General features: G+C 65.3%; 15 protein-coding genes and 1 pseudogene. 5 read left to right on the top strand and 11 right to left on the bottom strand.

What is annotated here, in order from left to right; translation table 11 throughout:
- From QOC76_RS21715 to QOC76_RS21705, 3 genes are all read right to left on the bottom strand, one after another.
- The coding region (locus QOC76_RS21715; protein ID WP_526360249.1) for an enoyl-CoA hydratase at window positions 1-565 on the bottom strand (565 nt) is incomplete at its 3' end.
- Window positions 566-583: 18 nt separating this feature from the next.
- A complete protein-coding gene (gene trxA / locus QOC76_RS21710; protein ID WP_526360247.1) occupies window positions 584-949 on the bottom strand; it encodes a thioredoxin in 366 nt (121 codons plus the stop codon).
- A gap of 103 nt (window positions 950-1,052) precedes the next feature.
- Window positions 1,053-2,726 (bottom strand): MOSC domain-containing protein, encoded by a 1,674-nt coding sequence (locus QOC76_RS21705; RefSeq protein WP_526360255.1) that lies wholly within the window; start codon window positions 2,724-2,726, stop codon window positions 1,053-1,055.
- 74 nt (window positions 2,727-2,800) lie between these two features.
- On the opposite strand from QOC76_RS21705, the gene QOC76_RS21700 reads away from it, so the two are divergent.
- From QOC76_RS21700 to QOC76_RS21690, 3 genes are read left to right on the top strand one after another with little or no spacing between them, the layout of a single operon-like run.
- The gene (locus QOC76_RS21700) at window positions 2,801-2,998 is read left to right on the top strand and encodes a hypothetical protein (RefSeq protein ID WP_526360245.1); all 198 of its coding nucleotides are present in this window, start codon (window positions 2,801-2,803) and stop codon (window positions 2,996-2,998) included.
- Window positions 2,995-3,429 (top strand): VOC family protein, encoded by a 435-nt coding sequence (locus tag QOC76_RS21695; protein WP_526360243.1) that lies wholly within the window; start codon window positions 2,995-2,997, stop codon window positions 3,427-3,429. The genes QOC76_RS21700 and QOC76_RS21695 overlap by 4 nt, the downstream gene beginning before the upstream one ends.
- A complete protein-coding gene (locus QOC76_RS21690; RefSeq protein ID WP_526360253.1) occupies window positions 3,422-4,096 on the top strand; it encodes a haloacid dehalogenase type II in 675 nt (224 codons plus the stop codon). Before QOC76_RS21695 ends, QOC76_RS21690 begins: the two co-directional genes overlap by 8 nt.
- Window position 4,097: 1 nt before the next feature.
- On the opposite strand, the gene QOC76_RS21685 is transcribed toward QOC76_RS21690, so the two are convergent.
- On the bottom strand, window positions 4,098-4,646 hold the full coding sequence (locus QOC76_RS21685; RefSeq protein WP_526360241.1) for a hypothetical protein: 549 nt from the start codon (window positions 4,644-4,646) through the stop codon (window positions 4,098-4,100).
- A 58-nt stretch (window positions 4,647-4,704) separates the two neighbouring features.
- On the opposite strand from QOC76_RS21685, the gene QOC76_RS21680 reads away from it, so the two are divergent.
- Window positions 4,705-6,258, top strand: a complete 1,554-nt coding sequence (locus QOC76_RS21680) for a class I adenylate-forming enzyme family protein (RefSeq protein WP_526360239.1) — start codon at window positions 4,705-4,707, stop codon at window positions 6,256-6,258.
- Here QOC76_RS21680 and QOC76_RS21675 read toward each other — a convergent pair.
- The 7 genes from QOC76_RS21675 to QOC76_RS21645 are packed head-to-tail and all read right to left on the bottom strand — an operon-like array spanning window position 6,255 to window position 12,469.
- On the bottom strand, window positions 6,255-6,602 hold the full coding sequence (locus QOC76_RS21675; protein WP_123026400.1) for a metal-sulfur cluster assembly factor: 348 nt from the start codon (window positions 6,600-6,602) through the stop codon (window positions 6,255-6,257). The two genes, QOC76_RS21680 and QOC76_RS21675, sit on opposite strands and share 4 nt — an antisense overlap.
- Complete coding sequence (gene sufU, locus QOC76_RS21670; protein WP_526360251.1) at window positions 6,580-7,044, bottom strand: Fe-S cluster assembly sulfur transfer protein SufU; 465 nt, start codon at window positions 7,042-7,044, stop codon at window positions 6,580-6,582. The genes QOC76_RS21675 and sufU overlap by 23 nt, the downstream gene beginning before the upstream one ends.
- Window positions 7,045-7,059: 15 nt before the next feature.
- Window positions 7,060-8,313, bottom strand: coding sequence for a cysteine desulfurase (locus QOC76_RS21665; protein ID WP_526360237.1), 1,254 nt, complete (start codon window positions 8,311-8,313; stop codon window positions 7,060-7,062).
- A 1-nt stretch (window position 8,314) separates the two neighbouring features.
- Window positions 8,315-9,082 (bottom strand): Fe-S cluster assembly ATPase SufC, encoded by a 768-nt coding sequence (gene sufC, locus QOC76_RS21660; protein WP_526360235.1) that lies wholly within the window; start codon window positions 9,080-9,082, stop codon window positions 8,315-8,317.
- Window positions 9,079-10,257, bottom strand: a complete 1,179-nt coding sequence (gene sufD, locus QOC76_RS21655) for a Fe-S cluster assembly protein SufD (protein ID WP_526360233.1) — start codon at window positions 10,255-10,257, stop codon at window positions 9,079-9,081. Before sufD ends, sufC begins: the two co-directional genes overlap by 4 nt.
- Window positions 10,257-11,684 (bottom strand): Fe-S cluster assembly protein SufB, encoded by a 1,428-nt coding sequence (gene sufB / locus QOC76_RS21650; protein ID WP_526360231.1) that lies wholly within the window; start codon window positions 11,682-11,684, stop codon window positions 10,257-10,259. The genes sufD and sufB overlap by 1 nt, the downstream gene beginning before the upstream one ends.
- Complete coding sequence (locus QOC76_RS21645) at window positions 11,681-12,469, bottom strand: helix-turn-helix transcriptional regulator (protein WP_526360229.1); 789 nt, start codon at window positions 12,467-12,469, stop codon at window positions 11,681-11,683. Before QOC76_RS21645 ends, sufB begins: the two co-directional genes overlap by 4 nt.
- 76 nt (window positions 12,470-12,545) lie before the next feature.
- Here QOC76_RS21645 and QOC76_RS21640 point away from each other — a divergent pair.
- Window positions 12,546-13,069 (top strand): annotated as a pseudogene (locus QOC76_RS21640) (NADP-dependent oxidoreductase); the annotation flags it as partial.

Below are 13,069 nucleotides of genomic sequence, written 5' to 3'. Positions count from 1 at the left end.
ACGACGACGCCTCCTCGGCAGTGACGTCCCGCCCGGTGAGCATCACCTCCGCCGCGCGCGAGGTGCCGATCGCCCGGGGCAGCAGCCACGACAGCCCCAGCTCGGAGGCGGTCAGGCCGTTGTTGATGCCGGCCGCGCGGAAGTACGCCTCGTCACCGGCGACCCTGATGTCGGCCGCCAGCGCCAAACACAGGCCCCCGCCGATGGCCGCGCCGTTCACCGCGGCGATGACCGGCTGGTGCATCTTGCGCAGCGCGAGGATGACGTCGTCGAGCACCTGCATCGAACGCAGCGCGAAGCTCGGCCGGGTCAGCCCGCCGATGTGCGGCACAGAACCCGCCGACTTGTGGTCGGCGCCCGAGGAGAACCCGCGTCCCGCGCCGGTCAACACGACCGCGCGCACCGAATTGTCATGGGTCAGCTCTTCGAGCACGGCCTTGAGAGGAACCATGACGTCGAACGCCATGGAGTTCATCCGCTCGGGGCGATTGAGCGTCACCAACGCCACGTTGGGACGCGGACGGTCGACGAGAACGAAGTCGGTCTGCTCGGTCACGGAGTGCACGCTATCGCGTGCCGCGCGTTACGCCTGCTCGCCGTCACCCTCCGCGGCGATTGCGGCGTCGATGTCGAACGCCCTGACCTGCTGGACAAGGTCCTCGAGGGCGGCAGGCGGCAGCGCTCCGGCCTGATTGAAGACCAGTTTGCCCTTCTTGAACGCCATCAACGTCGGAATGGAGCGGATGTCGGCGGCGGCTGCGAGTTGCTGCTCGGCCTCGGTGTCGACCTTCGCGTGCACGACGTCGGGATGCTTGTCGGCCGACGCGGCGAACGTCGGGGCGAACGCGCGACACGGCCCGCACCACGACGCCCAAAAATCCACCAGCACGATGTCGTTCTCGTTGATGGTGTCGTTGAACTCGGCAGCGGTGAGGTCTTGGGTAGTCACGCTTCTCCTAACGCCGACGTTTTCCTGTGTGTTCCCACAATGTGGTCAGCGGAACCCCCGGGAGTGCCCGCGCTGCTGTCCGGGCAGTTCTTCCTCGAACCGGTCAGAGGTCCAGAACCAACTCGCCGCGCGGTTCGGCGATGCAGACCAGCACGGTTCCGTCGGCGGGCGGCTCGAGCGGGGGCTGGCTGTAGGTCGTCGCACCGGCGATGACCTGGGTCACGCAGGTATGGCAGACGCCGCTTCGGCACGAGAACCGTGTCGGGACGTCGCAAGCCTCGGCGAGTTCGAGGATGCTGCCGTATTCGGAGGACCAGTTCGCCGTGACGCCACTGCGGGAGAACGACACGGGCGGCCCCGTCCCCACGGGACCGGCAGGTAGATGGGGCGGCGTGGTCGTCCTGCCGACAATGCCGGGATTGATCGGCGGCAACGCGCCGAACAACTCGCTGTAGATGTGCGCCGGATCGATCCCGGCCTCGGCAAGGGCGCTGCGCATGTCGGCCATGAACCGGTCCGGCCCGCACATGTACACGGCGGCGTTTCGGGGCAACCCCACTGCCGCGATGGCTCGACTGTCCAGGCGGCCGGCCGAGCTGGTGTAGACGACCTGCTGTCGCGCCTGCGGCAACTCGGAGATGAGGTCACTGACTTCGCGCCCGAACGCATACGTATCCGCATCTCGGGTGGTGTACAGCCACCAGATCTCACGCCCGCTGCCGGTGTCGGCCAGCGCGTGCAGCATCGCGAGCACCGGCGTGACCCCGACACCCGCCGACAGCAGAGCGATCGGGCCTGCGGCTTCGATCAGATAGAAGTCACCGCGTGGCGCGGCGACATCGACGACGGAACCGGCGCGAATGTTGTTGTGCAGCCAGCGACTGACGGCCCCGTGCTCCTCGCGCTTGACGCTGATTCTGTACTTGGGGCCGTAACTCGACAGCGAGTAGCTGCGCAGCGGAGCCGGGTCGCCTGCGTCGCGGAACCGCAGAGTCAGATACTGGCCGGGCCGTGCGATGGGCAACGGCGCGCCGTCCACGGCCTCGAACCGTATCGACATGATATCGGCGCTCTCGCGATGAGTGCCCGTGACACGAAGTCGCCGGAAACCGCTCCAGCCCGGCTCTGCGCCGACTACCGGTTGTTCTGCGGTGGTTGAGGTTTGGTCTGCGGTCAGCAGGTCGGTGAAGGATTGCTGCCAACCGGGGCTGAGCGCCGGCACGTCGACGGCCTTACGGAGCAGTCCGCTATCGCGACGCGGCAGATACAGAAGCGCATCGATATCCGCGACGGTGAGTTCGTGCCTGCCGCGTCGCGTGCGCACGATCGGGTCGCCGGCTTGAACGTGCCCCTCGGTGATGACGCGAAAATAGAAGCCCGGACGGTGATGGGCGACAAGAAGATTGGACATATCCGGTTCGCCGAGGCGCATGCCGACCCGGAAGCAGGTCACCCGCGGTTGGGTCACCTCGAACTCCGCCTCGCCGATGGCGTAGCGGTCGCCGATGCAGACCTGGTCGTCGGCCAGTCCGGTGATCGTGAAGTTCTCGCCGAAACTGCCCGGTTCCAGATCGTCTCGTGCCAGGAATTCGCTCCAGTAGTCGTAGGACTCCGTTTGATACACCATCACGGCTCGTTGCTCGCCACCGTGACCGCCGAGGTCGCCTTGACCGTCGCCGTCGATGTTCAGCCTGCGCACCATCACCGGTCCGGCCACCGGACTCTTGTAGACGCCGGTGTGCACGGTGTTCCCGCGCCACGTCACATCGGCCGGCATCCCGACATTGACGGAAACCAACCTGGCTGTCGCGACGTCAGATGAGTGGTTCACCGCCGTCCACCTTCAGGGTCATGCCGGTCAGAAATGTGTTGGTGAGGGCGAACAGTACCGCCTCGGCGACATCGTCGACAGTGCCGATGCGTCCCGCCCTGTGGCTCGACGACGAACGCCTCCACCGCGAACCCGGACAGACCGTGGTCGCGCACGGCATCGACCGCGGACTCGACGCCGACGAACCGGTCCGTCACGCCGCAAGGACCGCACGATGATCGCTTCGCTCGAAGTCGTCGTTCTGCCCGTCTCGGATCCCGACAAGTCGTTGGACTTCTACCGCAACAAACTAGGCTTCGCTCATGACGTCGACTACTGGCCAACGAAGGACTTCCGTGTCGTCCAGCTGACACCCGAAATGTCGCGCACATCAATCCAATTCGGGCTCGGGCTGACCGATGCGCCGCCCGACTCGGTCCAGGGGCTGTACCTCGTCGTGAGCGATATCGCAGTGGTCCGGGACGAGCTCGTCGATCGAGGGGTCGGTGTCAGTTCGATCAGACACAAGGACGTCGACGGCGGGCAGTGGCGGGGGCGTTTCCGCCTCGGCGCCGACCCTGATCGCGCCGACTACTCGAGCTTCGCCGACTTCACAGATCCCGACGGCAATGCCTGGATAATTCAGGAGCGTGGCCACCCCGATGCATAGCCGTCCGTCGGTTCTGGTTTTCGATGTCAACGAGACCCTCATCGACATCGAGTCCCTGGAGCCGCACTTCGTGAGGATCTTCGGCGACGGCCGGGTATGTCGCGAGTGGTTCGGCCAACTGGTCATGTATTCGATGGCCGTCACGCTGTCGGATACCTACGTCGACTTCTTCTCTCTCGGCCAAGCAGTGTTGAGGATGACGGCCGACGTCCACCACGTCCGGATCGGCGACGATGACCTCGCCGCTTTGAACGCAGGGATGCAGACCATGCCCGCACACCGCGATGTCGCGGAAGGCCTCAGTCGCCTGAAAGAACAAGGGTACTGCCTGGTTACCCTGACGAACTCGCCCCCGGTCGCCGGAGCCAGCACAGCACTCGAGAACGCATGTATCGCCGGATTCTTCGAGCGGCAGTTCAGCGTCGACACGTCACGGGTGTTCAAACCCTCGACGGGCCTCTACACAACAGTGGCGTCGGAATTGGGGGTGCAACCGTCGGAGTGCATGATGGTCGCCGCCCACGTGTGGGACACCATCGGTGGGCAGCGCGCCGGCTTCAGCGGTGCGCTGATCGCCCGTCCCGGCAACGCGCCGCTGCCCGCACCGGGTGTTCCGCAGCCCACGCTGGTGGTCGGCGACCTGATTGAGCTTGCCGAGCGACTCTGACTCAGGCCGATCCCTCGCGTGCCATCGCCACAGCCCTGTCGGCGTTGGCCAGCAGTCGCCGCTGTCGCTTGGGCCACCAGAACACCTCGACCCCCAGCAACACGAGATAGATGGCCGACACGATGGCGTTGCCCCATGACCCGAAGGCGGCGTCCCACACTGCCATTCCGACCGCGACGATGAGAAGGAACCACACCAGCCACCGCAAAATCCTGGTCGCCTGCGCGGCCTCGTGCAGCCCGTTGCGGTAGCTGGTCAGCGCCGGGGCGAGTGCTGGGTCGTCGATGCGCTCGCCGCGTCGGGCGGCACGGGCGACGCGCTCGCGGTCCGGCCCGGTCAACTGCTTGGCGGTTGGCCAGTGCCGCGCCATCCGCCTCGACATCCACAGGCCGTAGAACACACAGGACATCGCGAAGACGATCAGCCCGATCGCGAGGAATCCCGAATCCAGCCACGCCAGAGCGCCAAGGAAGGCGCCCGCGGCGACACCGAGGATCACGCCGCGAATCAACGGCCCATACCGCCATACGAACGCAGGCACCGTCACCATGAACCAATTTTGTCGGGTTGGGGCAGATTAAAACGGCCAACACGCCACACTGACGGACATGTCATCGGGCACGGACGTCAACATCGTCACCAAGCAGGGCCGCAGCGGGCGAACGCTGCCGTTCGACATGTCCGGCGTGGTCCGTACCGACGACGGTGTCTTGCGCTACACGACGTTGGCTCCATCGCTGCTGGACATGCTCCGCGTGTCGGTCGATCGTCATTCCGACCGCGAGTGCGTCGTTGTTCTGGGTGGCGAACGGGTGACCTACCGGCAGTTGTGGGACCGCTCGGCCCGCGTCGCGGGTGGCCTGCGCGCCGCAGGCGTGCAACCAGGGGATCGGGTCGCGAACCGGCACGGCAACGGACTGGAATGGTGCCTCGGATTCTGGGGCACGCTGATGGCCGGGGCGGTGGTCGTGCCCGTCAACACCCGATTCTCGGAGAGCGAGGCGTCCTACGTCGTCGACGACGCAGGCGCCGCGGTCGTCCTCCAACCCAACTCGCCACTACCCGACGACGAGCCGTATGTGAGAGACGGCGCCCACCACCAAACCCTTGCCGCGCTGATGTACACCAGCGGCACGACCGGATTTCCGAAGGGTGCGATGGTCACCCACGAGAACTTCCTGTCGAACGTGGAGACGTGCGTTCGGGCCATGGAAACTCCCGCGACAACCCACATTCGCAACCTGATCTCGGTGCCGCTGTTCCATGCCACGGGCTGCAACAGTCAGTTCCTTCCCACGATCCACCTCGGCGGCACCGCGGTGATCATGCCGGCGTTCGATGTGCAGGCCTTCTTGCGGGCGACGGCTGACGAGAAGATCAATGTGCTGACGTCGGTGCCCGCGATCTTCTGGCTGGCGATGAACCAGCCTGACTTCGCCGATTTCGACATGAGCGACGTCGGGTGGGTCACCTACGGCGGAGCACCGACAGCACCGGACGTCATCGCACGCCTTCGGTCGTCGTTCCCTAATGCCCGGCTGGCCAACGGATTCGGCCTCACCGAGACGTCGTCGGTGTCGACCTTGCTGCCCGATGAGTATGCCGAGTTGCGGCCGGAGACCGTCGGCTTCGCCGCGCCGCCCGTCGAAGTCGACCTCATCGATCCCGACCCGGTGACAGGTGTCGGCGAACTGCTCATCCGCGGCCAGAACATCGTCGCGGGCTACTGGAACAACCCGGCCAAGACGGCGGAGACGTTCATCGACGGCTGGTTGCACACGGGCGACCTCGCGCGCATCGACGCCGAAGGCTTCGTGCAGATCGTCGACCGGTTGAAGGACATGATCTGCCGAGGCGGCGAGAACGTGTACTGCGTCGAGGTCGAGAACGTACTCACCCAGCACCCCGGCATATTCGAAGCGGCCGTCCTCGCAGTGCCCGACGAGATGATGGGCGAGAAAGTCGGTGCGGTGGTGGTGCCCCTACCGGGAACGGCGCCGGACCCCGAGGACATTCGCGCGTTCGTCTCCGACCGCATCGCCGACCACAACGCGCCGCAGTTCGTGTGCCTCCGCAGCGAGCCACTACCGCGTAACCCGGCGGGCAAGGTAATGAAACCCGCTCTGCGCAACGACACTCAGTGGGGCGACGAGCTCCGTTAGACGGTGAAGCCGAGGGCGCGCAGCTGTTCGCGGCCGTCCTCGGTGATCTTGTCGGGACCCCACGGCGGGTTCCACACCCAGTTGATCTTGATCTCGTTGACCAACCCGGCGCCCACCAGCGCAGTGCGCGACTGATCCTCGATGACGTCGGTGAGCGGGCACGCGGCCGACGTCAACGTCATGTCGATGAGCGCTACCTTGCCTGCGTCGCCCTCTTCCACGTTGAAGCCGTATACCAGGCCGAGGTCGACGACGTTGATGCCGAGCTCCGGGTCGACGACGTCGCGCATCGCCTCCTCGAGATCGGCGAGGAATTCCTCGTTAGGCACTGCGGTCTCGCTCATCTGCGGTCTCCTCACTGGCTTGCGCCACTGCGTCTTTGAAGGCCATCCAGCCCAGCAGCGCACACTTGATCCGCGCCGGATATTTGGCCACCCCGGCGAAGGCTATGCCGTCACCGATCACGTCTTCGTCTCCCGCCACGTTGCCGCGGGACGAAATCATCTCGTTGAATGCCGCGACCGTCTTCAGCGCATCGCCGACGCCCTGGCCGATGACCAGGTCGGCGAGTACGGACGTCGCAGCTTGGCTGATCGAGCAGCCCTGCCCGTCGTATGAGACATCGACCACCTGCTCGCCGTCGTCGGTCAACTCAACCCTCAGCGTGACCTCGTCACCACACGTCGGGTTGACGTGACGGACCTCGGCACCGAACGGTTCACGAAGCCCGCGATGATGCGGATGCTTGTAGTGATCCAGGATCACTTCCTGGTACATCTGCTCCATTCTCACGGCGAAACCTCAGTCCCCGCCGAAGAAGTCGATGGCACGCTGCACGCCGGCGACCAGCCGGTCAACCTCATCGAGGGTGTTGTACACGGCAAACGAGGCCCGCGCGGTCGCCGCGATACCGAACTTGCGGTGCAGCGGCCACGCACAATGGTGGCCCACCCGAACGGCCACACCCTCGTCATCGAGAATTTGGCCGACGTCGTGGGCGTGGATGCCGTCGACGACGAAGCTGACCGGAGAACCACGACCCACCAGCGAGGTCGGCCCGACGATACGAACACCGGCTACGGTGGCCAGTCCCTCCAATGCGGCGGCGACCAATTCGGCTTCGTGTGCCTCGACGACGTCCATTCCGATCGCACCGAGATAGCGGGCGGCCGCGGCCAGCCCGACGACTTGCGACGTCATCGGGGTACCCGCCTCGAACCGCTGCGGTGCGGGCGCGAAGGTGGTCTCTTCCATCGTGACTGTCTCGATCATCGAGCCGCCGGTGATGAACGGCGGCATCGCATTCAGCAGCTCATGGCGGCCGTAGAGCACGCCGATGCCGTTGGGGCCCAGCATCTTATGGCCGGAGAACGCGGCGTAATCGACACCGAGAGCATGAACGTCGACCGGCTGGTGCGGCACCGACTGGCAGGCGTCGAGGACCGTCAGTGCGCCGATCGCCTTGGCGCGCCCCACTATCTCCGCGACGGGCGCCACCGCGCCGGTGACATTCGAGTGATGGCTGAAGGTAACGACTTTGACGCTGCGGTCCAGCTCAAGTGAATCGATGTCGATACGGCCTTCCGGCCCTACGGAGTACCACTTGAGCGTCGCGCCGGTGCGGCGGGCCAACTCCTGCCACGGCACCAGGTTGGCGTGGTGTTCCAGCTCAGTGGTGACGATGACATCCCCTGGCCCTACCGCATGCTCGAAACGGTTGTCCCCCAGCGTGTAGGCGACCAGGTTGATCGCCTCGGTGGCGTTCTTGGTGAACACCAACTCGCTCGCGTCGGCGCCGATGAACGCGGCGATGTCCGCGCGGCCCTGCTCGTAGGCGTCGGTGGACTCCTCCATCAGCTGGTGCGCACCGCGATGTACGGCGCCGTTGGAGGTGATGAGGAATTCGCGCTCGGCGTCGAGCACCTGCAGCGGGCGCTGTGAGGTGGCACCGGAATCCAGATAGGCCAACTGGTTTCCGCCGCGCATGACCCGGCTGAGGATGGGAAAGTCCGCCCTGATCTTGGTGAGATCCAAAGTCTGAGCCGACGTCGTCATGTCAGGCTCCAACCGCCTGGGAGAATCGCTCATAGCCATTGGCATCCAGCTCATCAGCCAACTCGGGGCCGCCCGACTCCACGATGCGGCCGCCGACGAAAACATGCACGAACTGCGGCCGGATGTAGCGAAGGATGCGGGTGTAGTGCGTGATCAACAGTAACCCGCCGTGCGCATCTTCCGCGTAGCGGTTGACGCCCTCACTGACCACCCGCAGCGCGTCGACGTCGAGACCGGAGTCGGTCTCGTCCAAGATCGCGATCTTCGGCTTGAGCAGTTCGAGTTGAAGGATCTCGTGCCGCTTCTTCTCACCGCCCGAGAAGCCTTCGTTGACACTGCGTTCGGAGAACGACGGATCGATGTCGAGCCCCTCCATCGCGCCCTTGACCTCTTTGACCCAGTGGCGAAGCTTCGGCGCCTCGCCCCGCACGGCGGTGGCCGCGGTGCGCAGGAAGTTCGACATCGACACACCCGGCACCTCGATCGGGTACTGCATGGCCAGGAACAGGCCGGCGCGGGCGCGCTCGTCGATGCTCATCGCAAGGACGTCCTCACCGTCGAGCGTGATCGAACCCGACGTCACCGTGTACTTCGGATGTCCTGCGATCGCGTAGGACAACGTCGACTTGCCGGACCCGTTCGGACCCATCAGGGCGTGCGTCTCTCCGGACTTCACGGTCAGCGTGACACCCTTCAGGATCGGGATGTCGGAGCCGTCCTCTTTGGACACGACGCTGACGTGCAGATCCTTGACTTCCAGTGTGGTCATGAGGTGGCTTTCCTCGATTCGGTAATCGCTAGTTCGTGTTCGATGGCTTCGGTGAGGCGTTCACGCACGGCGGGCACGGCGATCTTCTGAATCAGCTCGCCGAAGAAGCCGCGGACGACGAGGCGGCGGGCCTGATCTTCCGGGATCCCGCGCGCCTGCAAATAGAACAGCTGCTCGTCGTCGAAACGCCCAGTGGCGCTCGCGTGTCCGGCACCGGCGATCTCGCCTGTCTCGATCTCGAGGTTCGGCACCGAGTCGGCACGGGCACCGTCGGTGAGAACCAGGTTGCGGTTCGTCTCGAAGGTGTCGGTTCCGGTGGCCGCCGCCCGGATCAGCACGTCACCGATCCACACGGTGTGCGCGTCGGGCTTGCTCGAGTCCGGATCGCCTTGCAGCGCACCCTTGTAGGTGACATGCGAGCGGCAGTTCGGTTGCGCGTGGTCGACCAGCAGGCGGGATTCGAAGTGCTGGCCGTCGTCGGCGAAGTAGATACCGAGCAGCTCCGCGTCCCCGCCGGGAGCGTCGAACCGGGTACGGGCGGTCATTCGCACCACGTCGCCGCCGAGAGTGACTGCGACATGCCTGAGCACCGCGTCCTTACCCAGCACGGCGTGGTGGGTGCTGACGTGCACCGCGTCGTCGGCCCAATCGGCGATCGACACGACGGTCAGCCGGGCAGAATCGCCCACCACGAATTCGATGTTGTCAGCGTAGGTTCCGCTGCCGTCCTGATCGATCACGACGACCGCCTCGCCCAGCTCACCCACCCGCACCTGCAGGTGGCCGTAGGCCGTGGCGCCCTCGCCCGGGCCCTTTACGTCGATCTCGATCGGCTGCTCGCACACCACATCCTTCGGGATGGTGACGATGGTTGCGCTGTTGAACGACGAGAATGCCTGGGCGGCAACGCGGTCGGCGGGCACACCAGCCTGGCCCAGCCGACTGTCTCCCCTGCGCACCGTTTCGACGGTGACGCCGGGACAATCGGCGACCTCGATTGTCGCGCTACCGGTTGCAGGCGCGGACCCGTCGTGCAGGCCACGTAAGCGCTTGAGCGGCGTGAAGCGCCAGATCTCGTCGCGACCGCCTGGCACCTCGAAGGCGTCGACGTCAAAGGAAGTGAACAGCTCGCCCTTGTTCTGACCCTCCAGCGTCGTTGTCAGATCCTGTGCCACTAGCCGACCGCGCCTTCCATCTGCAGCTCGATGAGGCGGTTGAGCTCCAGCGCGTACTCCATCGGCAGTTCCTTGGCGATCGGCTCGACGAAGCCGCGCACCACCATCGCCATCGCCTCGTCCTCAGTCATGCCGCGGCTCATCAGGTAGAACAGCTGGTCCTCGCTGACCTTCGAGACAGTGGCCTCGTGACCCATCGTGACGTCGTCCTCGCGGATGTCGACGTAGGGATAGGTGTCGCTGCGGCTGATCGTGTCGACAAGCAGCGCATCGCATTTCACGCTGGACCGCGAGCCGTGCGCGCCCTTGTTCACCTGGACGAGACCGCGGTAGGACGTGCGACCGCCGCCGCGCGCCACCGACTTGGACACGATGTTGCTCGACGTGTTCGGCGCCAGGTGCAGCATCTTGGCGCCGGTGTCCTGATGCTGGCCCTCGCCTGCGAACGCGACCGACAGCACCTCGCCCTTGGCGTGCTCGCCGGTCATCCACACGGCCGGGTACTTCATCGTGACCTTGGAACCGATGTTGCCGTCAACCCACTCCATGGTGGCGCCCGCCTCGGCCCGGGCCCGCTTGGTGACCAGGTTGTAGACGTTGTTCGACCAGTTCTGGATGGTCGTGTAACGGCAACGGCCACCGGGCTTTACGATGATCTCGACGACCGCGGAGTGCAGCGAGTCGCTCTTGTAGACCGGCGCGGTGCAGCCCTCGACGTAATGCACGTAGGCGTCCTCGTCGACGATGATCAGCGTCCGCTCGAACTGACCCATGTTCTCGGTGTTGATCCTGAAGTAGGCCTGCAGCGGAATGTCGACGTGAACGCCCTTGGGCACGTAGATGAACGAACCGCCCGACCACACAGCGGTGTTCAACGCGGAGAACTTGTTGTCGCCGGCCGGGATCACGGTGCCGAAGTACTGCTTGAACAGCTCCGGATGCTCCTTGAGGGCGGTGTCGGTGTCGAGGAAGATGACGCCCTGCTTCTCCAGATCTTCCCGGATCGAGTGATACACGACCTCGGACTCGTACTGCGCGGCGACGCCGGACACCAGCCGCTGCTTCTCCGCCTCGGGGATGCCGAGCTTGTCGTAGGTGTTCTTGATGTCGGCGGGAAGGTCATCCCACGTCGCGGCCTGCTTCTCGCTCGAGCGCACGAAATACTTGATGTTGTCGAAGTGAATGCCCTCGAGGTTGCTGCCCCAATTGGGCATGGGCTTCTTGTCGAAGACCCGCAGCGCCTTGAGCCGGACGTCGAGCATCCACTCGGGCTCGCTCTTCTTGTTCGAGATGTCGCGCACAACGGCCTCTGACAGCCCGCGCTGCGCGCTCGCGCCCGCAACGTCCGAGTCGGCCCAGCCATAGCCGTAGCGACCCAGCGAATCGATGGTCTGTTCCTGGGTCAAGGCCTCGGGCGTGGTCGTCATATCGACGCTCCTTGCGTGCTTGTGGGGACTTCGGCGCCTTGGGCTGTGCGCCGGGCGGATGACTGCTGGTCTGAGTTGAGCGGCACGTGCGTGGTGCAGGCGCAGTCGCCGTTGACGATCGTGGCCAGCCGCTGCACATGCGTACCAAGCACCTCGGCGAACGCTGCCCGTTCGGCCTCGCACAACTCCGGGAACTCCTCGGCGGCGTGCGACACCGGACAGTGGTGCTGGCAGAGCTCTATTCCGTGGAGGGGTCCGCTCACCTGGGTGGCGGTAGCGGCGTAACCCGCCTTGGTCAATGCAGCTGCCACGCGATCTACAGTTGGTGCAACGTCATTCAACCCCTCGGTTACTCCTGAAAGAATCGTGTCGATACGACGCCGCGCGAAGGTCTGGACGGCTTCGTCGCCGCCGATTTCGCGGAGCTGACGCATGGCCGCGACCGCGAGGTCGTCATAGGCATGGCCCATCTTGGCGCGGCCTGCGGCGGTGAGCCGGTAGCGACGGGCGGGCCTGCCGCGGCCGCTGTGTTGCCAGGACGCGGCCGCACTGGACTGCGCTTCGCCGGCGTCCAGCAGCGCGTCGAGGTGCCTGCGCACCCCTGCCGCAGAGATGCCGAGCCGGTCGCCGATCTCGCCTGCAGTGATTGGGCCGGACTCCAGCAGCAGCTGGACGATCGCACCGCGTGTGTGGCGATCACCGCCGGATGTCGCCGGCGTAGCGGCTCCTTCACCGGATGTCGCCGCCGTCGCGGCTCCTCCAGCGGACTCCGGACTTATTTTCACAACACCATTGTGACGGAATTCCGAAACCCGGTAAAGCAAGGTAACCCTTATGTGGTCAACGTCCTACTATCGCCACGTGAGCGAGCAGAACCGGCGACTGGTCCTGGCCCAACGCCCCTCTGGCCTGGTTGATGAGGACACGACCCGCATGGAAACCGAGCAGCGACCCGACCTCGAGGACGGCGAGGCCCTGGTCAAGGTCCGCTACCTCTCGATAGATCCGACGATCCGCACCTGGATGGACGACGTGCCGAGCTATCTGCCGCCGATCCAGATCGGCGAAGTCGTCCGCAGCGGCGGCGTCGGCGAGGTCATCGAGAGCCGTTCCGATGCCTATCAGCCCGGCCAGCTGCTGTTCGGCATGACCGGCTGGCAGGAGTACGTGATCACCGACACCGCCGAGCGGGCGATGCAGGTGCTGCCTGACGGCGTCTCCCCCGGCGTCGCCATCGGCATCCTGGGGGTCACCGGCATGACGGCCTATTTCGGCTTGATCGATGTCGGACAGATCAAAAACGGCGATGTCGTCGTCGTTTCTGGTGCAGCGGGCGCCACCGGCTCTGCCGCGGGCCAGATAGCGAAGATCAAGGGTGCGAAGAA

This window comes from Mycobacterium sp., from assembly GCF_032159565.1.
In the GTDB taxonomy this organism is placed as follows: Bacteria; Actinomycetota; Actinomycetes; order Mycobacteriales; family Mycobacteriaceae; genus Mycobacterium.
The sequence above is the reverse complement of the archived record's forward strand: the minus strand, read 5'-3'. Positions and strand labels throughout refer to the sequence as shown.